The organism is Ruegeria jejuensis (assembly GCF_041537905.1).
Lineage (GTDB): Bacteria > Pseudomonadota > Alphaproteobacteria > Rhodobacterales > Rhodobacteraceae > Ruegeria_C.
In genome coordinates this window covers 43361-65028 of sequence record NZ_JBGRUO010000023.1, presented here as the reverse complement: position 1 = coordinate 65028, position 21668 = coordinate 43361, and the positions used below count along the sequence as shown (strand labels likewise).

The 21668-nt window shown below is 58.5% G+C and carries 22 protein-coding genes; 16 read left to right on the top strand and 6 right to left on the bottom strand.

Going from position 1 to position 21668, the window contains the following annotated elements; translation table 11 throughout:
• Positions 1–171: 171 nt before the first annotated feature.
• Positions 172–1146 (bottom strand): LacI family DNA-binding transcriptional regulator, encoded by a 975-nt coding sequence (locus AB1E34_RS21285; protein ID WP_372574327.1) that lies wholly within the window; start codon positions 1144–1146, stop codon positions 172–174.
• A 188-nt stretch (positions 1147–1334) separates the two neighbouring features.
• Here AB1E34_RS21285 and AB1E34_RS21280 point away from each other — a divergent pair, with 188 nt between their 5' ends.
• Genes AB1E34_RS21280 through AB1E34_RS21240 form a run of 9 tightly spaced genes read left to right on the top strand, consistent with a single transcriptional unit; the run spans position 1335 to position 10280 of the window.
• Positions 1335–2279 carry a phosphotransferase gene (locus tag AB1E34_RS21280; protein ID WP_372574326.1) on the top strand — a complete coding sequence of 315 codons (945 nt, stop codon included), beginning with the start codon at positions 1335–1337 and terminating at the stop codon, positions 2277–2279.
• Entirely contained in the window at positions 2267–3583 is a 1317-nt protein-coding gene (gene eno, locus AB1E34_RS21275; protein ID WP_372574325.1) for a phosphopyruvate hydratase, read from the top strand. Before AB1E34_RS21280 ends, eno begins: the two co-directional genes overlap by 13 nt.
• A complete protein-coding gene (locus AB1E34_RS21270) occupies positions 3580–4440 on the top strand; it encodes a fumarylacetoacetate hydrolase family protein (protein WP_372574324.1) in 861 nt (286 codons plus the stop codon). The genes eno and AB1E34_RS21270 overlap by 4 nt, the downstream gene beginning before the upstream one ends.
• Positions 4437–5186: an SDR family NAD(P)-dependent oxidoreductase gene (locus tag AB1E34_RS21265; protein ID WP_372574323.1), complete on the top strand. Its 750-nt coding sequence runs from the start codon at positions 4437–4439 to the stop codon at positions 5184–5186. Before AB1E34_RS21270 ends, AB1E34_RS21265 begins: the two co-directional genes overlap by 4 nt.
• Before the next feature lie 47 nt (positions 5187–5233).
• Positions 5234–5950, top strand: a complete 717-nt coding sequence (locus tag AB1E34_RS21260) for an SDR family oxidoreductase (RefSeq protein ID WP_372574322.1) — start codon at positions 5234–5236, stop codon at positions 5948–5950.
• Positions 5951–6006: 56 nt separating this feature from the next.
• Positions 6007–7272, top strand: a complete 1266-nt coding sequence (locus AB1E34_RS21255) for an ABC transporter substrate-binding protein (protein ID WP_372574321.1) — start codon at positions 6007–6009, stop codon at positions 7270–7272.
• Between the two features lie 26 nt (positions 7273–7298).
• Positions 7299–8267 carry a carbohydrate ABC transporter permease gene (locus AB1E34_RS21250; RefSeq protein WP_372574320.1) on the top strand — a complete coding sequence of 323 codons (969 nt, stop codon included), beginning with the start codon at positions 7299–7301 and terminating at the stop codon, positions 8265–8267.
• Complete coding sequence (locus tag AB1E34_RS21245; RefSeq protein ID WP_372574319.1) at positions 8260–9159, top strand: carbohydrate ABC transporter permease; 900 nt, start codon at positions 8260–8262, stop codon at positions 9157–9159. Before AB1E34_RS21250 ends, AB1E34_RS21245 begins: the two co-directional genes overlap by 8 nt.
• 11 nt (positions 9160–9170) lie before the next feature.
• A complete protein-coding gene (locus tag AB1E34_RS21240) occupies positions 9171–10280 on the top strand; it encodes an ABC transporter ATP-binding protein (protein WP_372574318.1) in 1110 nt (369 codons plus the stop codon).
• Positions 10281–10430: 150 nt separating this feature from the next.
• Here the strand turns inward: AB1E34_RS21240 and AB1E34_RS21235 are convergent, their stop codons facing one another.
• The 3 genes from AB1E34_RS21235 to AB1E34_RS21225 are packed head-to-tail and all read right to left on the bottom strand — an operon-like array spanning position 10431 to position 13218.
• Positions 10431–11108 carry a GntR family transcriptional regulator gene (locus AB1E34_RS21235; protein ID WP_372574317.1) on the bottom strand — a complete coding sequence of 226 codons (678 nt, stop codon included), beginning with the start codon at positions 11106–11108 and terminating at the stop codon, positions 10431–10433.
• Positions 11105–12136, bottom strand: a complete 1032-nt coding sequence (locus AB1E34_RS21230) for a Gfo/Idh/MocA family protein (RefSeq protein ID WP_372574316.1) — start codon at positions 12134–12136, stop codon at positions 11105–11107. The genes AB1E34_RS21235 and AB1E34_RS21230 overlap by 4 nt, the downstream gene beginning before the upstream one ends.
• The gene (locus tag AB1E34_RS21225) at positions 12133–13218 is read right to left on the bottom strand and encodes an isocitrate/isopropylmalate dehydrogenase family protein (protein WP_372574315.1); all 1086 of its coding nucleotides are present in this window, start codon (positions 13216–13218) and stop codon (positions 12133–12135) included. Before AB1E34_RS21225 ends, AB1E34_RS21230 begins: the two co-directional genes overlap by 4 nt.
• 136 nt (positions 13219–13354) lie before the next feature.
• Between AB1E34_RS21225 and AB1E34_RS21220 the strand changes: the two genes are divergently transcribed.
• The 7 genes from AB1E34_RS21220 to otnC are packed head-to-tail and all read left to right on the top strand — an operon-like array spanning position 13355 to position 19660.
• Positions 13355–14362 carry a Bug family tripartite tricarboxylate transporter substrate binding protein gene (locus AB1E34_RS21220; protein ID WP_372574314.1) on the top strand — a complete coding sequence of 336 codons (1008 nt, stop codon included), beginning with the start codon at positions 13355–13357 and terminating at the stop codon, positions 14360–14362.
• A gap of 57 nt (positions 14363–14419) precedes the next feature.
• The gene (locus AB1E34_RS21215; RefSeq protein WP_372574313.1) at positions 14420–15169 is read left to right on the top strand and encodes a hypothetical protein; all 750 of its coding nucleotides are present in this window, start codon (positions 14420–14422) and stop codon (positions 15167–15169) included.
• Between the two features lie 4 nt (positions 15170–15173).
• Positions 15174–16685 (top strand): tripartite tricarboxylate transporter permease, encoded by a 1512-nt coding sequence (locus AB1E34_RS21210; protein ID WP_372574312.1) that lies wholly within the window; start codon positions 15174–15176, stop codon positions 16683–16685.
• The gene (locus tag AB1E34_RS21205) at positions 16685–16972 is read left to right on the top strand and encodes a putative quinol monooxygenase (protein ID WP_372574311.1); all 288 of its coding nucleotides are present in this window, start codon (positions 16685–16687) and stop codon (positions 16970–16972) included. Before AB1E34_RS21210 ends, AB1E34_RS21205 begins: the two co-directional genes overlap by 1 nt.
• Complete coding sequence (locus AB1E34_RS21200; RefSeq protein WP_372574310.1) at positions 16969–17766, top strand: N-acyl homoserine lactonase family protein; 798 nt, start codon at positions 16969–16971, stop codon at positions 17764–17766. Before AB1E34_RS21205 ends, AB1E34_RS21200 begins: the two co-directional genes overlap by 4 nt.
• Positions 17763–18992: a 3-oxo-tetronate kinase gene (gene otnK, locus AB1E34_RS21195; protein WP_372574309.1), complete on the top strand. Its 1230-nt coding sequence runs from the start codon at positions 17763–17765 to the stop codon at positions 18990–18992. Before AB1E34_RS21200 ends, otnK begins: the two co-directional genes overlap by 4 nt.
• The gene (gene otnC, locus AB1E34_RS21190) at positions 18989–19660 is read left to right on the top strand and encodes a 3-oxo-tetronate 4-phosphate decarboxylase (protein WP_372574308.1); all 672 of its coding nucleotides are present in this window, start codon (positions 18989–18991) and stop codon (positions 19658–19660) included. The genes otnK and otnC overlap by 4 nt, the downstream gene beginning before the upstream one ends.
• 186 nt (positions 19661–19846) lie before the next feature.
• Here the strand turns inward: otnC and AB1E34_RS21185 are convergent, their stop codons facing one another.
• Both AB1E34_RS21185 and AB1E34_RS21180 read right to left on the bottom strand, forming a co-directional pair.
• Entirely contained in the window at positions 19847–21124 is a 1278-nt protein-coding gene (locus tag AB1E34_RS21185) for a TRAP transporter large permease (RefSeq protein WP_372574307.1), read from the bottom strand.
• Between the two features lie 3 nt (positions 21125–21127).
• A complete protein-coding gene (locus AB1E34_RS21180) occupies positions 21128–21634 on the bottom strand; it encodes a TRAP transporter small permease (protein ID WP_372574306.1) in 507 nt (168 codons plus the stop codon).
• Between the last annotated feature and the right edge of the window lie 34 nt (positions 21635–21668).

The following is a 21668-nucleotide window of genomic DNA, read 5'->3' as shown; positions in this document are numbered from 1 at the left end:
AGCCTAAATTGCCTGTGTTTTCACGAACAACTGTTTTTTAACCTGGGGTTTGCTTCTTTGGGCTTTGATGGAATGGACATCCCCTGGCCAGGTGATGGGAAACAGAGACGCCGTGCTGGTCGCAACACACAGGTCTGCACTTCATATGGGGCCACTTGCGGTGCAACGGCCTCATCTTATGATCAACTCCGCAGGGAATGATGTAGGCACGAATTGGGGTTGATCATGATTGACGATCAGATCGACTGCACAGTTTGCAAGTTCGGTGACTGGTACCTGGATTGTCGATACACCGTTTCCGATCCAAGCATAAAAAGACGGATCACCGTAGCCGATAAACGCAATTTTTTTGCGGGAGTGTTTTGTCTCATCGATGACTGCGCTAAGCGCCCCGTTCGAGATCTCAAATCCGCCGCATAGCAGCGCTGTCGCGCATCCCGCCTCAAGAATGGCTTTCGCCTGCGCGTGTCCCATCGCAAAAGACGGCGTTCCAGTATGTATCATGTCTGGCGTGACGTCGATGCGGGCCTCATCCGCACCAGTCAAAAACGCGCCCAGACGGGTTCGACCGCTGGAAAGCTCACGGTTGGCTCCGATATAGGCGATTTTCGTGTGACCGGCGCTTGCGAGATGTTTTACAGCGGCACGAATCGCCGGCCCGTCATCGACAAGAATGCCCGAGGTTTGGCTTGTGTTACTACTCTGCCGGATCAGTTCGATGACTCGCATCGTTCCCGCGATTGGTGCGTCCTGTCCGGTTTGGTGCGGCGCTGGCACCATTACCACGGAGGAGGCTTGAACCTCCTGCAACCGGTCCAGCGCCTGCTGCTGAGTGGCGACATCATCACCCGTCAGGTGAATGATCAACTGAAATGAATGCGCGTCGCAGGCAGTGGCCATGTCATTCGCGAAGCGGGCGTAGAATTCATTCACGATGTTGGGGAGCAAAAGCCCAATTATCTTTGGCGCATCGCCGCGCATGACCATCGCAGCAGCGCTCTTGACATACCCCAGTTCGCGCGCGCGCTTTTGCACTGCTTCACGGGTCTCTTTTTGGACATTGGGACTATTTGACAGGGCGCGCGACACCGTCATATGCGAGATGCCAAGATCGTTGGCGATGGATTTTATCGTTACACGGCTCAACAACCAACTCCTGTCTGTCCGGTCCTAGCATGAAAAAAGGTGCCTTGACAAAAAGCAGACTAACATCAAAATTGTTCACGTGAACATAGTCAAGCTGGAATGCACTCGAAATGCCTCAATCGCTGACAGATAGGTGTTGTGAACTGATCGAGGAATTGGGCCTTGGCGACCGATCAGATCCGCAGGACGTGACACCGCTGACTGGGGGTGTGGCCTCGGATATCGCATCACTGAAAGTCGGCGACGCGCGTTACTGTGTAAAATTTGCATTGCCCAAATTGAAAGTAGCCGCCGACTGGCGCGCGCCCAGGCATCGCAATGCGGCGGAATATGCGTGGCTAGAGGTGGCCGCTCGGGTTGTTCCGGAAAGCGCGGTCCGCCTCTACGGTCGATCAGATAGCGCGCATGGCTTCGTCATGGAATTCGTGACCGGCGCGGAAACCTACCTTTGGAAAACCGCATTGCTGGAAGGCCAGCCAGCAAAAGGCGAGGCGCGCGCAGTCGGCGATATGGTGGGCCGCATTCACGCAGCATCGGCAAAGCCCAACTTCGACAGGTCCTTTTTCTGGAATCGCGATGATTTCCGCGCTCTGCGGATTGAGCCCTACCTGTCTTTCACTGCCGAACAACACCGGCATCTTGCCCCCCAACTGCATGATCTTGCCGACATGCTTTACGACAGCACGCAAGTTCTGGTGCATGGTGATGTCAGCCCGAAAAACATCCTGATCCGGCACGGCCGCCCGATCATTCTGGACGCGGAATGCGCAACTATGGGCGATGCATCTTTTGATCCGTCATTCTGTCTGAACCATCTCATACTAAAAGCCGTGCACCTGCCTGCGCAGCGCACAGCGCTTTATGATGAAGTCGCGCAATTCTGGCGCGCTTATGCCCCCCATGTTTCATGGGAAGACGCAAGTGATCTGGAGGCGCGCATCTGCCGCCTTTTGCCTGCTTTGATGCTGGCGCGTGTCGATGGAAAGTCGCCGGTGGAATACCTCGGTACTCCGCGCCGCGAGCAGGTACGAAAACTGGCACTGCCATTGATCGGGAATCCGCCAGCGACACTCTCAGATTTCGTGCAAACCCTGACCTCCCGACTGAAGGAATTGGATGCGTGGCAGCGATAGAAGGAATAAAAGCCCGGCGCGTCTGGGACTCCCGTGGAAAGCCGACGGTTGAGGTCGATGTGACGCTTGAAAACGGCGTCCTTGGACGTGCCATTGCGCCAGCGGGCGCATCGCGCGGCACACGGGAAGCTGTCGATCTTCGCGACGGCGGAGTTATGTTGCGAGGGCAAAACGTGCAATCCGCGCTCGACAGCGTGAACGGTCCGATCGCTGCCGCCCTAACAGGGCTTGACGTGCAGGATCAAAGCAGAGCGGACGAAGCCATTTTGGCGCTCGACAACTCACCCTTGAAGGATACCCTCGGGGGAAACGCCACAGTCGCTACATCTCTGGCCGTTCTGCACGCTGCGGCTGCGAATGCCGGGCGTCCGCTCTGGCAGCATGTGGCCGAAACGACCGGGTTTACTCCGTCTTTGCCTTTGCCCGAGATTCAGATTTTCGGGGGCGGCGCGCATGCAGGTCGTCGCGTCGACATTCAGGATTTCATGATCATGATACCGGGTGCGGCCAGCTTTGACGAGGTGATGGAGGTTACCAGCGAGGTTTACTTCGCTGCCGGTGACATCATGAAGTCCAAGGGCAAGCTGGCCGGTGTCGCCGATGAGGGCGGCTGGTGGCCGGTCTTTGACAGCAATGAAGAGGCGCTTGAAACGCTGATCGAAGCCATTGAGAAGGCCGGGGAAAAGCCGGGCGAGCGGGTTGTTGTTTCTCTCGACATTGCGGCTTCTGAATTTGGCAAGGAAGGGCGCTATCGCCTTGCTCTGGAAGACCGCTACCTCGACAGCGCCGAGATGATCGAGATGCTGGGCGGCTGGCTCGAGACCTACCCGATTGCCTCGATTGAAGACCCGCTAGCGGAGGACGATGTTGCCGGCACCGTCGAGTTTACCCGCCGCTTCGGTGACCGTGTTCAGATTATCGGCGACGACTATCTGGTCACAAACGTCGATCTTGTCCGCAAGGCCCAGACCCAAGGTGCCTGCAACGCGGTTCTGATCAAGGTCAATCAGGCGGGCACCATCTCTGAAAGCTTCGAGACCTTCCGCATGGCCCGGGCCAAGGGCTGGGGCGCGATTGTCTCGGCGCGTTCAGGAGAGACGGAAGATGTCTCGATCAGCCATCTGGCCACGGGGCTGGGCGGCGGACAGCTCAAAGTTGGCTCCTTCACCCGGTCCGAGCGGATGATCAAATGGAACGAATGTCTACGCATTCAGGACACGTTGGGCAGCGGTTCGTTCGTCGGTGGCAAGCCACTCGCCAACACGTGGTGGGGCAGCAAGAATAATAAGGAAACAGCAGCATGAAACTCTCCCGCTATGGCGATCGCCAGGGGCGCAAAATCCCTTGCATTATTGACGCAGACGGCACAGCCCGCGACGTGTCTTCGATCGTCGAGGACTTCGGACCGCGCACGCTGTCGCCTGACCTGCTGACAAAGCTGGCAGCGCTCGATCCCACCACTTTACCCGTTGCCCAAACCGACGGTATGCGCCTGGCGCCGCCAGTCGCGCAACCTTTCAACATCTGGTGTGTGGGGTTGAACTATTCTGACCATGCAGCCGAGGCCGGACTGCCAGTGCCGGACGAGCCGATCCTGTTTAACAAATCCACTGTCACATATTGCGGTCCGAATGATGACATTCTGAAGTCCCCTCGTATGACCAAGCTGGACTGGGAGGTCGAACTCGGCATCATCATCGGCAAACCAACCCTGGATATCTCCCGGGACGAAGCGATGGACCACATCGCGGGTTTCGTGCTGGTCAACGATATCTCGGAGCGCGCCTGGCAGCAGGAACGTTCTGGCCAGTGGGTCAAGGGCAAGAGTTTCCCAAACTTCTGCCCTACCGGGCCGTTCCTCGCCAACAAGGATGAAATAGCCGACGTACAAAACCTCGGCATGTGGCTCGATGTCAACGGGCAACGGGTGCAGACCGGCAATACCGGTACGATGATTTTCGACGTGAAAACCATCGTTAGCTACATGTCGGAATTCACCCGCCTAGAACCAGGGGATCTGATCTGTACCGGCACGCCTCCGGGCGTGGGTGCGGGCATGAAGCCGCAGATGTGGCTGACCGAGGGCGACACCGTACGCCTGGGCATCGACGGGCTGGGCGAGCAGGCCCAGACGGTCGTCGCATTGGAGGCCATGTCGTGAACAGCTATGATTTCAACAGTCAGGTTGCTGCAATCACGGGCGGGTGCAACGGCATCGGCGCAGCTATCGCCGACCGCCTCGCCGCTTCTGGCGCGAAAACCGCTATCTGGGATATGGATATCTCGGCCCCAGAAGAGCGCGTCACAGCAATCGATTGCGACAATCTGTTCTTAACACAAACCGACGTTTCCGACCTCGCCAGCGTCGAGGCTGCGCAGGCTGCCACCGAGGAGAAGTTCGGTAAAGTGGATGTGCTGGTCAACTGTGCTGGCATTGCCGGGCCTACGTCGGTTTTGGCTGACTACCCCGCCGATGCATGGCGCAAGGTGCAGGACGTGAACACCAACGGCACGTTCCACACTTGCCGAACCGTCATCCCCGGAATGATTGCGCGCAATTATGGGCGCATCGTCAACGTGGCATCAGTTGCGGGGAAAGAGGGTAATCCGAACGCCTCCGCCTATTCCACCTCGAAGGCTGCGGTGATTGCGATGACCAAATCGCTGGGCAAGGAGCTCGCGGGCTACGACATTGCCGTCAATTGCATCACGCCTGCCGCCGCAAAGACCCGGATATTCGATCAGGTCTCAGAGGATTTCGTCGAATTCATGCTCTCCAAAATTCCGCGCGGGCGGTTTGTGACGGTCGAAGAAATCGCGAATATGGTTTCGTGGATCGCCTCTGCCGAGAACTCTTTCACGACAGGCGCGGTGTTTGACCTGTCGGGCGGACGGGCCACCTATTGACCCCGCAGCAGCCCTCATATCCGCCGCAACAGCGGCTCGCGGGACAAGTGGCCTGCGTTACGGCGGCGGGCCAGGGCATCGGGCGCGCCATTGCCGAACGGTTCGTGGCCGAGGGGGCGCAGGTTCATGTTTCGGACATTGACTCGCGCTTGCTGAACGGGCTTGCGGCTGCGTCGACCACGGCGGTGGATGCGACTGATCCGGTGGCTGTAGAAGACTGGCTGTCCAATCACGACCGCATCGACATCATGGTTCACGCGGTGGGCTTCGTACATCACGGCACGGTCGAAACCACAACTGATCAGGACTGGCGCAAAAGCCAGTCCATCTGCCTCGACAGTGCCTTTCATGTGACCCGTGCGGTGGTCCCACGCATGAAGGCGAATGGCGGCGCAGTGGTATTGATTGCTTCGTTGGCCTCATCAGTCAAAGGCTACCCGTTTCGCGCGGCCTATGGCGCGGCCAAAGGTGGCGTGATCGGGCTGATGAAAGCCTGCGCGGCCGACTACCTGGAGCATGGCATCCGCTTTAACGCGATCTGCCCGGGTGTGGTCGACACGCCCTCACTGCGACAGCGCATCGCCGATCTGGCAGAAGAGCTTGGCAGCGTTGAGGCCGCCGAAGCCTGGTTCCTGAAGCGCCAACCCGCTGGCCGCTTTGCCAGTGCAGACGAGATCGCGGCCACCTGCGCGTGGCTGGTCTCAGCAGGCGGGGGCTTTGTCACTGGCCAGACCATCAATGTGGACGGGGGGATTTCAATATGAAGCTGTCCGCAAAACTCACCGAGAAATAACCAAAATCTCAACGGAGGAGAAATGAGATGAAACTGAATAGGGCTATGACGGGTGTCTCGATTCTGGCCGCCACTGCACTGGCTGTGGGCGCGCAGGCCGAACCCAAAACCAACATGATGCACCAATGGGCGCAAGGCTCGGAAGCCGCAGCGATCGCCAAGCTGGGCGAAATGTTTGAGGCCGCCGGTGGCACATGGGAGCAGACGGCGATTTCCGGCCATACCTCCAACACTCTTGCCAAGCTGCGCTCCGACGTGGTGGCCGGTAACGCTCCTGCGGCTGTGCAGCTGAAAGGCCCCGAGATTGCTGAGTGGAACAATACAGGCGCAACGGCCAATCTCGATGAGGTTGCCGCCAAGGAGGGTTGGGACGACGTGGTTGCGCCGGAACTGACCTCGGTGATGAAACCCACCGGCAGTTGGGTTGCGGCACCTATGAACATCCACCGTGTCAACTGGCTGTACAGCTCGCCAAAGCTTCTTGATGAGCTCGGCCTTGAGATTCCCAAAACATGGGATGAGTTCAATGCAGCTTGCGACAAGATCGTCGCGGCGGGCAAAACTTGCATCGCCCATGGCGCAGCGGACTGGTCGGACACAACCACATTCGACAGTGTCGTCTACGGCATGGATATCGACCTCTATCGAAAGGCCTTCCAAGAGGCGGATACGGATGCCATGCGCAGCCAGGGCATGATCGACGCTTTTGCTCAACTGCGTAAGATGGTGGGGTATATGGATGACGGCATCAATGGCCGCTCGTGGGAACAGTCAATGACGATGACCATGACCGGCGAGGCCGCGTTCTTCCTCATGGGCGACTGGACCGTGGCATCTGCCAATCTGGCGGGCTTTAAGGAAGGCGAAGACTACCTGTGTCACCAGACCCCCGTAAACTGGGGTGGCAACGGCTTCATCCTCAACGCGGACTCGGTGGTGTTCTTCAACCAAAATGACCCTGACTACGTGGAGGGTCAAAAACTCCTCGCCAGCACCATCATGTCGCCCGAGTTTCAGGTGACCTTCAACGTTGCCAAGGGCTCGATCCCATCGCGCACCGACGTTGATCTGTCGGTCGGTGGATTCACCCAGTGCCAGCAGCAGGGGCTGACAGACCTGAAAGCCTCTGTCGAAGAAGGTACGCTGGTCCGCTCGATGGCGCATAACATGACGGTTCTGCAAAAATACCGTGGCGCCATGATGGAAGTGATTACCGAGTTTGTCGCCGACGACTCGATCACACCGGAAGAGGCCGCAAATCAGCTTGCTGACGCGGTCGAACTGCAAAGCTAGGGATCGGTAGCAAGATAGCCGTGCCGATGTCCTCTTATCGTTGGCGCGGTCCGATCAAGACGCCACTCGAAAGACTGATCATGCCGGAATCGACGCAACCCTCACTGGCCGCGCGACTTGCAAGCTGGACGCCACAGCTGGTCCTCGTGCCCACCCTTGCTGCCGCCTTCATCTATGTGGTGGTGTTCTCGGCTTGGACGCTATGGATTTCCGTGTCGCAATCCACGCTGCTGCCTAACATGGCCTATGGTGGCTTTGGCGAATATGCCGCACTCTGGAAAAGCAAGCGCTGGATTGTCGCCTATCAAAACCTGTTTTTGTTTGGTGCGCTCTATGTGCTGGGCTCGCTCTTTGTCGGCACGCTGCTCGCTGTTCTCATCGACCAGCGGGTACGCTTCGAATCCGTCTGGCGCACTATCTTTCTCTACCCGCTCGCAATCTCCTTCATCGTCACCGGCACGGTATGGCGCTGGATTTTCCACCCGCAAACCGGGGTCGAGCGTGCGCTGAATGATCTGGGCTGGCTGAGCGCGCAATTCGACTGGATCACCGACCGGGACATGGCGCTTTACGTCGTGGTGTTCACCGGGATATGGCACGCATCTGGTTTCGCGATGGCGCTGATCCTGGCCGGATTGCGATCCGTTGACGGGGACCTGATCAAGGCCGCTCAGATAGACGGGGCCTCTATGCCGCGTATTTATCGCAGGGTGGTGCTGCCGACGATCTGGCCGATCTTTGTCGCGGTCTCCGTCGTGCTGCTGCAATTCGCGATCAAAACCTATGACCTTGTCGTGGCCTTGACACAGGGGGGACCAGGGGTCGCGACCACCGTGCCTGCCATCGTGGTCTATGACCTGATGTTCCAGCGCGGTCAGATAGCACAAGGGGCGGCGGCAGCCGTCATGATCCTCGTCGCGCTCGCCATTGTTATCGTGCCCTATGTTCTTTGGACCAGTTGGCGCGCCAGGAAAGAGGGCCAGCGCCATGGCTGAGACATCCCATCAGGCCTTCGACCCGCTGGCAACAGGCGGCCGGTTCCGGCGGCTTTGGGCGAAGGGCACGGTCTACGCGCTCCTGGCCTTCTTCGCGCTGCTCTATCTGTCACCGCTGGTCATCATCTTCATGAACAGCTTTCGGCCGCTGGAGGAAATCGTGCGCGAAGGCTTCATTTCGGTTCCCAACGCGCTGAGTTGGCGATACTGGGCCGAAGCCTGGAGCACGTTTTGCCTGGGCGGAAGCTGCGAAGGCGTATCACGGTACTTCTCCAATACGCTGATGATGACCATCCCGGCAACGATCCTGTCCACGGCATTTGGGGTCGTGAATGGTTACGCCCTGTCCAAGTGGCGCTTTCGATACGACGCCTGGGTATTCGGCCTGATCACTTTGGGCGTGTTCCTTCCGGCGCAGATGACGCTGCTGCCCTGGGCGTTCGTGCTTGGAAAGATCGGGCTTTCGAACACGATCGGCGGGCTGGTTCTGGTACATACGATCCAGGGGATCAGCTTTACGACGCTGTTCTGCCGCAACTATTTCCTGTCCGTCCCGGATGATTTGATCAAGGCGGCCCGCATCGACGGCGCCGGATTCTGGCGGATATTCCGGCGGATCATGCTGCCGCTATCGCCGCCAATCCTCATTGTCTGCGTGATCTGGCAATTCACGGGGATTTGGAATGAGTTTCTGTTCGGTACCGTGTTCACCTCGGGTGCCAATCAGCCGATCACTGCCGCCATCGTGGCCTTCTCTGGCTCGGGCACCGGCGAACGCCACTACAATGTCGAGGCCGCGTCCGTCATCTTCGCGGCCCTGCCGCCACTCTTCGTCTACGTCATCGGCGGCAAATACTTCGTCCGGGGCCTGACCTCCGGCGCGGTCAAATAAGGGAGCCGGCAATGTCATCTTTGCTGATCAAGAACCTGCGCAAGAGCTACGGATCGGTTGACGTCCTGAAGGACATCAATCTCGAAGCTGAGTCAGGAGAATTCGTCGCGCTTGTCGGCCCGTCGGGCTGCGGTAAATCCACTTTGCTGTCGATCATCGCAGGGCTCGAAAGCGTCACATCTGGCGAGGTGATGATCGAAGACAAGGTCGTCAATAACGAGGCCCCAAAGGACCGTGACATCGCCATGGTCTTCCAGTCTTATGCGCTCTACCCAACCATGACCGTACGCCAGAACATGACCTTTGGAATGGAATGCCGGAACATCGACAAGGCCACTCAGGCAGAGACTGTCGCGCGGGTTGCCGCCTTGTTGCAGATCGAGCCGCTTCTGGACCGCAAGCCCGGCCAGCTATCGGGTGGTCAGCGCCAGCGTGTCGCCATGGGCCGCGCCCTGGTGCGCGATCCGAAACTGTTCCTCTTCGATGAGCCCCTCTCCAACCTCGACGCGAAGCTGCGGGTCGAGATGCGGTCCGAGATCAAGAAACTGCACCATAACGTCGGGCGAACCACGGTTTACGTGACTCATGACCAGATCGAGGCGATGACTTTGGCCACGCGCATTGCAGTGATGCACCATGGTGTGTTGCAACAATATGCAGCGCCAAAGGAAATCTACGAACGCCCCGCCAATATCTTCGTTGCCGGTTTCATGGGCTCGCCGAATATGAATTTCTTCGCCGCCAAATTCGTGAAAACGGCTGAAGGGTCCAGCATCATTCTGGATGGCAGCGACGGCACGCGATTGCCACTCCCCCACAACGACTACCCGGGCATCAGCGACGGCGAACAGGTCACATTCGGCGTTCGCCCCGAACATTTCAGCCCCGCCCATGAGGCGCGTGCCGCGCGCAAAGGAAACGCCTCGGTCATCGTGCAGGTTTCGGTCGATATGGACGAGCCCACCGGGTCCGAGACGATCCTGATGTGCACAATCGCAGGCCAGAAGGCAATCATCGTCTGCGAGCCGGACGAAGCGCCCGCGCCCGGCAGCGTCATGGATTTTGAGGTCGACATGAGCAAGGTCAGCTTGTTCGACCCCAAAACCGAAATGCGCCTGTGACGCCCACAGCAGCAGGTTGGTTTTATTAACCGTCGTTCGGTTGCTCGTGCCCAGACTTGAAACCAATTGGCGGCGACGAAGACAATGGCGAAAGCTCCATGCAAATCATGGCAAAAGCGGAACGCTGTGGTCGCATGACAAATACGATCGCTAAAGACTGTTGAGTCGATGTTTCTCAAGAATTCCACAAAGCATCGCTTTGGCCTGGAGGCGGTGATTGCGGTGGCGTTCGCGCGCGTCCTCTGGCCGACCATCGCGGATCGCATCGAAAACAGCGCGGTGGTCCTCATTTGACTGCAAGGGCAGGGGCCTAATAAACAGAGTGGTTGCACGGGCGCGACGAACCTGATCACTCATCATGGCTACAATCGCCTGGATGCGTTTGTTTCCCCCCAAACGCACGAGTTCTTGATGAAACAACTCGTCGGATTCAGCCCAGGCTTCCAGATTTTCTGTTTCGATGGCCTGATCCATCTGGGCAATCGAGCGAGCCAGATGTTCTAAATCCTCTTCAGTGCAATTTGCTTCTGCGGCGCGCTGGGCGGCGAGGCTTTCAAGTTCGGTCAGGATGTCATAGATTTCACGCATGTCTTCGGGTGAGACAGGCAGAATCCGCACGCCTTTCCGTGGTCGCATCTCCAGCAAACCACGGCTTTCAAGCATCAGTGCGGCCTCGCGGACCGGGGTGCGTGACATTCCCAGAGTCTGGGCAAGCTCTGATTCCAGATGGTCGGTTCCTGCGGCCAACTCACCGGTCAGGATCATCCTGCGCAGTTCTTTGACCGCGCGCTGCGTGTTGGAAAGAGTTTTGCTGTTCTGATCCTTCACGGCGTCTCCAGGGTGATCTTTCTTCCTTCCGCGTCCGAGCGGTAGATGGCTTCTTCGATGCGGATCACGTCCAGATAGTCCGGGGCGGTGTTTTCCAGCGATGTGCCAGTTAGAAGGCCCGAAATGACATGGTTTTGCAAGGCATGGACGCAGTCGCCGCCAAAACCACTATGGGTGGTCGCTGGCAAAATCTGTTGCTGCTCCCGTTTTCCGAAGCCGCGCCATGCAACCGATCCGTCACCATAGAGGGACAGAGTGCCCTCTGTGCCTTCGATCAATGCCTCGCCCATGGTTTGACGCAGGTTCTCCGCGCTGTGGTCCACGCACCTGTTGCCGTCGAACATGGCTTTCAACCCGTTGGGATGATCCAACAGGATGTAGCCCGCGTCTTCACCCGCAATTGCCGGGTTAATTTTGCGCAGATCGGCATAGACCGCGCTTGGCGCGCCGAATAGAAACCGGAACGTGTCGACCCAATGAACAGCGGTTTCGTGCACCAGAAAGCGTGGCATCTCCTGGAAATAGGGTTGCCGCTCCAGATAGGCCCGCGGTCCTTGACCGTCACCGGGCCGCAACCGGAATGTGGCCTGTAAGGGTGTGCCGATTTGGCCCTGCGCAATCGCTATCTTGATGGCGCGGTACCAGGGCTGAAAGCGAAAATTCTCATGCACGACGACGGTCGCGTCGGCGGCTTGCGCCTTTGCGACCATGTCTTGCGCCTCATCCAGAGACTGGCAAAAAGGCTTTTGGCAAATCATCCATTTGAGGCCGCATCGCAGCGCCGTTTGGATCGCCTCGGCTTGCGCAATGGGGGGCAGGATAATGTCCAGCAGATCCGGTTCCTCGGTCTCCAACATCTGGGCGAGATCCTGATAGGCGGGCAGGCCGGTGGCGCGGGCCTTTTCGATGTCGCGGTTGCACGAGGCCACAGGGATCGCACCGGGCATGCGCGACCAGCTTTCATAGTGGAACTGGCTGAAGTATCCGGCACCGACACAGGCAACCTTTATGTCTTGCCTGCTGCTCATGTCAGCGCATCCGTAACAGCTGCGGCGGCGTCCAGGGTTCCTGCGGTACCGCCCAGGTCCCGGGTCAGGTTGCGGCCATCTGCCGTTACCGTCTCGACCGCTTCGCGCAGGCGCGCGCCATCGCTGGAAAGCGCAGGGTTATCATGGGTCACGCCCAGCCATTCCAGCATCATCGCAGCAGACAGGATCATGGCAAAAGGGTTGGCTGTCCCTTGCCCGGCAATGTCCGGCGCAGACCCGTGGCAAGGTTGGAACACGGCGTGATCCAGCCCGATATCCGCTGAAGGGGCCAGTCCCAATCCACCCATTAGGCCTGCACCCAGATCGGACAGGATGTCGCCAAACATATTCTCGGTCACCAGAACATCGAATTCCCAGGGCTTTTGCACCATCCACAGAGCGGTGGCATCGACATAGGCGTGGTCTGCGGTCAGGTCTGGGTGATGCGCCGCCTCGGCATCAAAGATCGACCGAAAGAAGGCAAAGGCGCGAAAGACATTGGCCTTGTCGACGCAGGTGACCCGACCGTGTCCACGGCCAGACGCCTTGCGGGTCTGTGCCAGTTGAAACGCGAAGCGGAACAGTTTTTCTGAAACATCGCGGGTGATCAGCAGCGTCTCACGCGCCTCGTTTTCGCTGACCTCACCGGCGCCCTGGGTATGGAACAGGCCTTCGGTGCTTTCCCGGATCAGGACGAAGTCGATCTCTTTTCCGTCTGGCAAGGCCAGGGGCGTGGCTTGTCCGGAGATCACTTTGACCGGGCGGACCCCGGCGAACAGACCCAGCTGTTTGCGCAGATCAATCTGGGGTGAAATCTCGGTCCCGTCGGGATAGCGCACGTCCGGCAACCCCATCGCCGACAACAGAATCGCGTCGGCACGACGCGCGATGTCCAGCGACATCGCGGGGAAGGAGTCGCCTTTGGCCGCGTAATGGGCAGCCCCGGCAGGCGCATCGGTAAAGGTCAGGCTGTATTCGGCATTTTGGTTTGAAAGCGAGCGCAGGATTTCAAGCGTAGGCGCCATAATTTCCGGGCCAATTCCATCTCCGTGGAAAACCGCAACTTCGTAATCTTTGCTCATCTGAACCCGTTTCCTTCCTGTTCCGCCTTCATAGCGCGATCGCAGCGGTTACCACAGCCCGTTGACAATGCATTCTGTAATGTATACGCAAATAAATGCAATAACAAGCGCACAGTTGTTTTGGGAGGACTTGGAAATGAGATTGGGACTTGGGCGGCTTGCGGTCGCAGCCGTGATGGCGACCGGGATTACATCAACTGCCAGCGCGCAGGATTATCCCTATCGTGACATCACCACAGCCGTGGTCTGGGGCGCTGGCGGCGGCACCGATACGATCAACCGCATGATCATGGCAGAGATGGAAAAGCACCTGCCGGTCTCGATCAACGTGATCAACCAAACCGGCGGAGTCGCGGGATCGAACGGGATGGTCTATGTCATGAACCAGCCGGATGACGGGTACACTCTGGTCGGCTTGTCAGAATCCAACGTTACGGCGGCGGTGCAGGGCGGTTGGGACAAGAAGTTCGACTTCTGGTATCCGTTTATCGTCGGCGGTTCGCCCGATCTGATCTCGGTGCCCGCAGACAGCCCTTATAACTCGCTTCAGGAACTGGTTGATGCCGCAAAAGCCGCACCCGGCACCATTCCTGCCGCCGCATCCGGTGCGGGATCAATCCACCACCTGAACCTGCTGGCGATCGAGAAAGGGGCCGGGGCTGAGTTCAAATTTGTCCCTTACAAAGGGTCTGCTCCCGGACAGGAGGCGGCCATAGCGGGTGAGGTCGTGCTGGTTGTGACCTCTCTGGCCGAACAAGCGCCGCTGATTGAGGGTGGGCAGCTTAAGCCGCTGGCTATGCTGACGCCGGACGATGCGCAGATCGGCGGGGCAACCGTACCGTCTGCCTTTGGTATCTATGACGGCCTGGACCAGTATCTGCCATTGAAGCAGGCGATTGGATTTGCGGTACATAATTCGGCCGGGGATGACGTGAAAGGGGCCTTGGGTGAAGCGTTTGAACAGGCAATTGCCTCTGACACCGTTGCGGAATGGGCGGCTGCAAACAACTATGACGTAGGCGGTCAGCACGGAGCCGAAGCGCAAGAGTTGTTTGCCAACCTTGAGGCCACGTTTGCCTATACCCTGCAGGATCTGGGGGCCGCCACGGTCGATCCTGCTTCGCTGGGTATCGAAAAGCCCTAAGACAACGCGCTTGGAAAGGGCGCGCGGTTTCGCGCCCTTTTCGTCGGGAGGCAGGACGTGGACAAGGTCGACGAAACACAGGTCATGCGGGCGCGCGATTTCTGGGCATCCATTGTGATGATCGTGGTGTCGCTGTTCTTTCTTTGGAAAACTTCAGAGATTCCCCTTTGGGGCGGAAACCGTGCAGGGGTCAGTGGCGCGGATTGGTATAACTCCGCCGCGATTGTTCCGCTGTTTATCTTTGGCGGGTTGCTGATTTTGTCGCTGGTCCTGCTGGTGATCTCGATCCGAGCTGGCGGTGCGCAAAACGCCCTGAGCAGCATTGGGATCGGCTGGGACAGAGTCGAGGTGTTTCGCAGCTCAACGATCGGGCTGATGCTTTTGGCCTATGTGGTTGGGCTGGTGCCCAGAGTGGATTTCATCCTGTGCTCAGGCCTGATGATCACCGCGCTGACCTTTGGCTTCTATGGCGGGCACGCGCAGCGCGCCTTGAACGCCTGCATGACGGTGGTCGCTGCCGGGCTTTTTGCGTTTGTCAGCTTTCCTACGCAGGCAGAGTGGAACGCGCATGGCGACGATTGGGTCACGTTGGTCTTGTGGGTTGCCCTGACCCTGCTGGTTCTCAAAAAGGCCGGGTCCGAGCGTGTTTTGCGCTATGTTCCGTTCATCGCGATACTGGCACCGCTCATCCTTGTGTGCGCGATGGCCTTTGGCTTTCGCCAGAACGTTCCCGCGCGTGGTGGGCTGATCTTCAAGCAAATCGAATACCACTATTACGTGACGCTTCGTCCGTTATGGAAAGACTGACAGAATGGATTTCATCTTTGCTCAGTTGGCCGGTTTTGGGTCCGCTCTGGCAGGTTTGGCCGGCGATCCGCTGAGCTACCTGTACCTGATTGTGTCAGTGTTTCTTGGCATCACTTTCGGGGCACTGCCGGGATTGACGGCTACGCTGGCCGTCACGATCCTGACCGGGTTTTTCGGCAATAAAATCCCGTTGGATTATTCGCTGATCGCCCTGTTGGGGGCTTATGTTGGTGCAATCTATGGCGGGTCATACCCATCCATTCTGCTGAACATTCCCGGCACAGCGGCCAGCGCGGCGACGGCCATGGATGGCTATCCTTTGGCCAAGGCAGGGCGCGGTGGCGAAGCGTTGGGGCTTACCACAACAGCCAGCTTTATTGGGACCGTGATCGGTACGCTGACGCTGCTGATCTTTGTCTGGGCGTTGCTGTTGGTATCAAAGAACATCGCCAGCCCGGAAAAGGCACTAATGGCGCTGTTCGGTATCCTGCTGTCGGGTACGCTGATGAGCGAGGACCTGGTAATCAAGGGGTGGATCGCCGGGTTGATCGGGCTTGCGATGTCCATGGTCGGGCTGGATCCGCTATTGTCTGAACCCCGCTACACTTTTGGCTGGTCCTACCTGTTGAGCGGGTTTCAGGTTGTTCCCGTTCTGATGGGTGCCTTTGCCATTCCGCAGATCATCGACGGGTTGCGCCATGTCGAGGCGGGAAAGGTCCTAGCTCTGAAAGGCCGTATCCTGCCAAATCTCAGCGCAATTCGTCGCTATCTGCCCACCATTGGCCGGTCCGGAGTGATCGGGACCGGTGTCGGGGCACTTCCGGGCGTAGGTGAGGATGTCGCGGGCTGGGTCAGTTACGGCGTCGGCAAAACCGTCTCGGCCGAAGGTGAGAAATTCGGCCGCGGGTCCTTGGAAGGTCTGCTGTGTTCTGAGACGGCAAACAATGCCTGTATCGGCGGAGCGCTGATTCCGCTCTTGGTGTTGGGCATTCCCGGCTCGCCACCTGCAGCGGCTTTGATGGGGGCTTTCAAGATCAACAACGTCATCCCGGGGCCGACCATAGACCCCGAGATCATCCTGCGCGTTGTCGCGATCCTTGTGATGGCCTCACTGACAATGTTCCTGATGGGGCTGTTCACGGCGCGGGTCTTCATCAAGATCTTGGCCATTCCGCAGACCATCTTTTTGCCTGTCGTGATGGTTTTGACGACCATCGGGTCCTTCAGCGTGGGGGGAGGTATCAATGATCTTTACCTGATGCTGGGTGTCGGGGCCGTGGCCTATTTCATGAACCTGATGAAATACCCCATCGCACCGCTGGTGATCGGCGTCATTCTGGGCGGATTGTTTGATGAAACCTTCCGCCGTTCGCTGTTCTTGTCGGATGGGGATTTGTCGGTCTTCTTTTCGCGCCCCGGTGCCGCCATTCTGCTGGTGCTGAATACTGGGTTGATCCTCAGCCAATTGCCCGTCGCCAAACGCGCTTTCTTACGCCTGAAAGGACGGTCTGCCTAATGTTTGCTGTAACTGTCACCTTCACCCTGAAGCCCGGTTTGCGCGACGCCTTCTTGCCCTTGATGGTGGAAAACGCGGCATCGTCCTTGCGCGACGAACCGGGCTGTCAACAATTCGATGTCTGCCTCGGGCAAGACCCGAATACGGTGTTCCTGTATGAGATTTATGATGACAGCGCGGCTTTCGATGCCCACCTTGAAAGCACGCATTTCAAGTCCTTCGATAGAGCCGTGGCGGCGATGATCGCTGCCAAGGTTGTTCATCAATACGCCGAGGTCATCCGATGAGCGATTGGGAAATCCACGCGGTCAAATACGCCGAGCGCAATGCCCGAACCCGAGCGGACAGTTTCATCATCGACGACAACCACGACGCGCCCCATGCGATGGATTACTACATCTGGGTTCTGAAGCGTGGGGATGAGGTGCTGTTGGTCGACACCGGCTATGACGCGGAAGAAGGTGCTGCGCGTGGTCGCCCCATCGCAATGGACCCGCGCGAGGCACTGCGCCCATTGGGCATCACCCCCGAAGCGGTTAGCCAGATCATCATAACGCATCTTCATTATGATCATGCCGGGGGGCTGCATCTGTTCCCGAATGCCACGCTGCATATGCAAGCGGCCGAGATGAATTTCGCCACCGGTCCCTGTATGTGCGATGGCCACCTGCGCGCGCCTTTCACCGCTGGTCACATCTGTGAGGCTGTGCAGCGGCTTTATTCTGGCAAGGTGGTCTTCCACGACGGGGATGCAGAGATTGCCGACGGGGTGACGGTGCATTGCATCGGCGGGCACTCGCGCGGGCTTCAATGTGTGCGGGTGAGAACTGCGGCAGGATGGGTGGTTTTGGCCTCGGATGCCTCGCACTATTACGAGAACTTCATGGCGCGCAAAGCCTTTCCCATCGTGGTCGATATGCAGGACATGCTGGATGGGTTTGAAACTCTGGAGCGTCTGGCGTCCCATCCCACGCTGATCATTCCCGGCCACGACCCTCTTGTGCGAGAGGTGTTCCCCGTTGGGGTGGCCCCGCACATCCACCGGCTTGACCCCGGCCCGCTGAAAGAGATCAAGATATGAGAATTGGTGTCATTGCCGATGATTTCACCGGGGCCTCCGACATCGCCTTGACTCTCGCTGAGGCCGGAATGCGTGTGTGCCAGTTCATCGGCGTCCCCAAAAACGCCGCAAACAGCGATCTGGACGCCGGAGTTGTGGCCCTGAAATCCCGTACTGCGCCGGCTGATGATGCCATTCGAGACAGCCTCGCGGCGTGCGACTGGTTGTTGGCGCAGGGGGCTGAACAGATCGTGTTCAAAGTCTGTTCGACTTTCGACAGCACCGCCAACGGCAATATCGGTCCGGTTCTGGATTCCTTGTCGGATCGGCTGGGTGCGGAAGGCGTGATCGTCTGCCCGGCTTTCCCCGAGAACGGGCGCAGCGTCTATCAGGGTCATTTGTTTGTTCAGGACAAGCTGCTAAGCGAAAGCGGCATGCAGGATCATCCGCTTACCCCTATGCGAGACGCGGATTTGAGGCGGGTTCTGGCGGCACAATCCAGTAAACCTGTCGGTCACGTGGGAGCTTTGACAGTCATGCGCGGCGCTGCGGCCATTCGCGCCACATTGCCGATGGAGGGATACGCCATCGTGGATGCGATCCGAGATGAAGATCTGTTTGAGATTGGTAAAGCGGCCAAGGGCGCGCTACTGCTGTGCGGCGGCTCTGGCATTGCCTTGGGGCTGCCCGCAAACTTCGATATCGCCCCGGTCGAACCATCCTGGAGCGCCATAGAAGGCCCCGGAGCTGTTCTGTCAGGGTCGTGCAGCCGGGCCACGCGGCAACAGGTCGAAGTCTACAAAGAACAGGCGCCGCATCGCGAAATCACCGCGTCAGAGGCCGTGAACGGGACTGTCAATGCACACGAGCTTGCCGGGTGGGCAATGGTGCAAGCGGTTCCCCCGTTGATCTATTCCTCGGCCAAACCGGACGTGGTGAAGGCGGCACAAGATACCTTCGGAACGGATCGTGCCGCGGTTGCCATTGAGACCCTCTTTGCCGATTTATCTGCTGAACTGGCTGCAAAAGGCGCGCGCAGGATTGTCGTGGCAGGGGGTGAAACCTCGGGCGCGGCGGTCAAAGGGCTCAGAGCGCAGGCCTTGGAAATTGGCCCACGCCTTGCCGCCGGTGTGCCTGTGCTGTGCCTGGTGCATGCCCACCCGATTGCGCTTGCGCTTAAGTCCGGCAATTTCGGAGATCAGGATTTCTTTGCCGATGCGCTGGCCAAAATGGAGCAATCCGCATGAGCGAAGAAGCCAAGCTGCGCGAAGAAATCTGTGTTCTGGCGAAATCCCTGTTTGACCGGGGGCTCACCTGCGGCGCATCCGGCAATATCTCGGCCCGTCTGTCCGATGGTACACTACTGATGACACCAACCGGGAGTTCAATGGGGTTTCTGGACCCATCGCGCATCAGCCATCTGGACGCTAACCTGCAATTGCTCAGCGGAGATCGCCCGACCAAGGAAATCCCGTTGCACACGGCGTTTTACGACACCCGCAACGGAACCGGCGCGGTTGTGCATCTGCATTCGACCCATTCGGTCGCAGTATCAATGCTGCCTGAAACCGATCCAGACAATGCGCTGCCACCACTTACTCCGTATTCAGTCATGAGATTGGGCAGGATTAAGTTGCTGCCAGTCTTTTTGCCTGGAGATGCTGCCATGGGTGACGCCGTAAGGGGCCTGGCCGGTCAACGCACGGCAGTGCTATTGGCCAATCACGGACCGGTTGTTGCTGGCAGAGATCTATGGGCGGCGGTGTTCGCAATGGAAGAACTGGAGGAAACAGCAAAACTGACTTTGCTTACTCGGGGATTGAAGCCTAGCGTCCTCACGATTGAGGAAGTGCGTGCCGTGAACAAAATGGGCCAGCGTGGCACCGTGAACCTAAACGGATCGGGTCGGGAATAGCCGCCAAATACACCGATACGCTACCTGAACGTCTGTGATTTCGCGCCTCGCCCCATGGCGAGGGCACGCGGTTTTCGGAAGTCGGTTGATTGCATTTGGTGACTTGGCTTTCGGCAGTTCGTTGGTTTGGATGCGAGAATCGTTTTGACCATACGAGCGGCAGGCTCGGGCTCTTCTTGCGGGACCTCACTTGGTCAGAAGGGACGGCAGCCAGGTCGCCAGCGCCGGGATGTAGGACACCAGAAGAAGCACCACGATATTGGTCAACAGGAAGGGCAGGATCGCGATCACCACGGGTGCCAGCGGGAGCCGGGCGATCCCGGCGCAGACGAACAGGCAGACGCCAACCGGCGGCGTGGTCAACCCGATCATCAGGTTGAGCACAGCAAAGGTGGCGAAATGCAGCGGCTCGATCCCAACCGCCTGCGCCAGCGACAGGAGTGGCACAAAAAGGATGATCAGCGCGGCGATTGTCTCCATGAACATGCCGACAAAAAGCAGCAGTAGGTTGATCAGCAGGATCACCAGAATGCGGTTGTCGGTCAGCGATAGCACGCCATCGGCAATCGCCTGTGGAATACGCTCGGAAACGAGAATCCATCCAAAAACGTTGGCGAACCCCACCAGCGCAAGAATGCCGGCCGCTGACGCCGCGCTTTCCACGATGATGCCGGGCAGTTTGGCAATGGGTAGCTCGCGATAGATGAACGCTCCGACGAAAAACGCGTAAACCGAGGCGATAACAGCAGTTTCGGTGGGCGTGGCGAGGCCGGATAGCAGACCGTAGATGATCAGAAAGGTCATTGCCAGCGCCCAGCACGCGCCTCCAAAAGACCGGGCGACTTCAGCGAAGCCCTGCCATTCCTGACGAGGGAAATTTTTGCGCGCCGCGATCACGTAAGCCGTGACCATCATCGCCACCCCCATCAGGATGCCGGGGATGGCACCGGCCAGGAACATTTGCCCAACGGAAATACCCGAAAGTGCCCCGACGATGATCATGGGTACCGAGGGCGGAATGATTGGGCCGACGGTCGAGGATGCAGCGGTAACGGCAGCAGAGAAATCAGCCGGATAGCCCGCCTTTTTCATACCCGGGATCATCACACCGCCGATGGATGCCGCGTCGGCCACAGCCGTGCCGGTGATACCACCAAAGAGCATGGAGGCGGCAATGTTGGTCAATCCCAGCCCGCCCTTGATCCAACCAACCAGCGAATTTGCGAAACGAATGATGCGATTGGTAATGCCGCCGCGGTTCATCAGGTTGCCGGCCAGAATGAAACCGGGAATGGATAGAAGGACAAAAACATCCATGCCAGCATACATCTTTTGCGGCATGACCACTGGCGGCAATCCTGCCAGCAACAGATAGGACAGCGAAGACAGGCCCAGCGTAACGGCCACAGGAATGCCAAGGACAAGTCCACCGACGAAGACAAGAAAGAGGACGGTGACCTCCATGGCTCAGATATCCTCGTCCGCTTTTACCGGCTTGCCGTCCTCAGCGCCGGTTACCATGCCAAGCACGCGCAAGGTGGCGAAGATCGCCAGAAACACAAGCATCAGCCAGACCGTCACGTGTATGAAATCCATGCGCACACCCAGCGCGGGAGAAGTCTGCATCTTGCCAATGGAAACATACCGCCAGGCATGTGGCAGCAGATAGAGCGCCAGCCCTGCGCTGGCGATGGCTGAAATCAATCGCAGAACCCATGGCGCCTGGCCCGGAAGGGCTTCGCAGACCACATCGACATTCACCAGATCTCCGGATCGAAAGGCCAGCCCCGCACCGAACGCTACCATGAACAGCAGCGCGTAGCGGGTCAGTTCCTCGGTCCAGACGGGTGCCAGGCCGGTCAATCGGCCCACCACCTGCAGTAGCACCGCAGCGATCAGCACGGCAAATGAAAGCCCCGTGCCCCATTGGGCCAGATGGGTCACCAGATGGATGATCCTGTCAGCGTTTTTCACTTGGGACCTCGGAGTTGAAGAAGGTCCGGCCCCG

What these genes read in the sequence shown, in the direction of transcription:
- AB1E34_RS21270 (WP_372574324.1), top strand. Translation starts at nt 3,580, where the DNA reads ATGAAACTCTCCCGCTATGGCGATCGCCAGGGGCGCAAAATCCCTTGC.
- AB1E34_RS21255 (WP_372574321.1), top strand. Translation starts at nt 6,007, where the DNA reads ATGAAACTGAATAGGGCTATGACGGGTGTCTCGATTCTGGCCGCCACT.
- AB1E34_RS21250 (WP_372574320.1), top strand. Translation starts at nt 7,299, where the DNA reads ATGTCCTCTTATCGTTGGCGCGGTCCGATCAAGACGCCACTCGAAAGA.
- AB1E34_RS21245 (WP_372574319.1), top strand. Translation starts at nt 8,260, where the DNA reads ATGGCTGAGACATCCCATCAGGCCTTCGACCCGCTGGCAACAGGCGGC.
- AB1E34_RS21240 (WP_372574318.1), top strand. Translation starts at nt 9,171, where the DNA reads ATGTCATCTTTGCTGATCAAGAACCTGCGCAAGAGCTACGGATCGGTT.
- AB1E34_RS21230 (WP_372574316.1), bottom strand. Translation starts at nt 12,136, where the DNA reads ATGAGCAGCAGGCAAGACATAAAGGTTGCCTGTGTCGGTGCCGGATAC.
- AB1E34_RS21225 (WP_372574315.1), bottom strand. Translation starts at nt 13,218, where the DNA reads ATGAGCAAAGATTACGAAGTTGCGGTTTTCCACGGAGATGGAATTGGC.
- AB1E34_RS21220 (WP_372574314.1), top strand. Translation starts at nt 13,355, where the DNA reads ATGAGATTGGGACTTGGGCGGCTTGCGGTCGCAGCCGTGATGGCGACC.
- AB1E34_RS21210 (WP_372574312.1), top strand. Translation starts at nt 15,174, where the DNA reads ATGGATTTCATCTTTGCTCAGTTGGCCGGTTTTGGGTCCGCTCTGGCA.
- AB1E34_RS21205 (WP_372574311.1), top strand. Translation starts at nt 16,685, where the DNA reads ATGTTTGCTGTAACTGTCACCTTCACCCTGAAGCCCGGTTTGCGCGAC.
- AB1E34_RS21200 (WP_372574310.1), top strand. Translation starts at nt 16,969, where the DNA reads ATGAGCGATTGGGAAATCCACGCGGTCAAATACGCCGAGCGCAATGCC.
- otnK (WP_372574309.1), top strand. Translation starts at nt 17,763, where the DNA reads ATGAGAATTGGTGTCATTGCCGATGATTTCACCGGGGCCTCCGACATC.
- otnC (WP_372574308.1), top strand. Translation starts at nt 18,989, where the DNA reads ATGAGCGAAGAAGCCAAGCTGCGCGAAGAAATCTGTGTTCTGGCGAAA.
- AB1E34_RS21185 (WP_372574307.1), bottom strand. Translation starts at nt 21,124, where the DNA reads ATGGAGGTCACCGTCCTCTTTCTTGTCTTCGTCGGTGGACTTGTCCTT.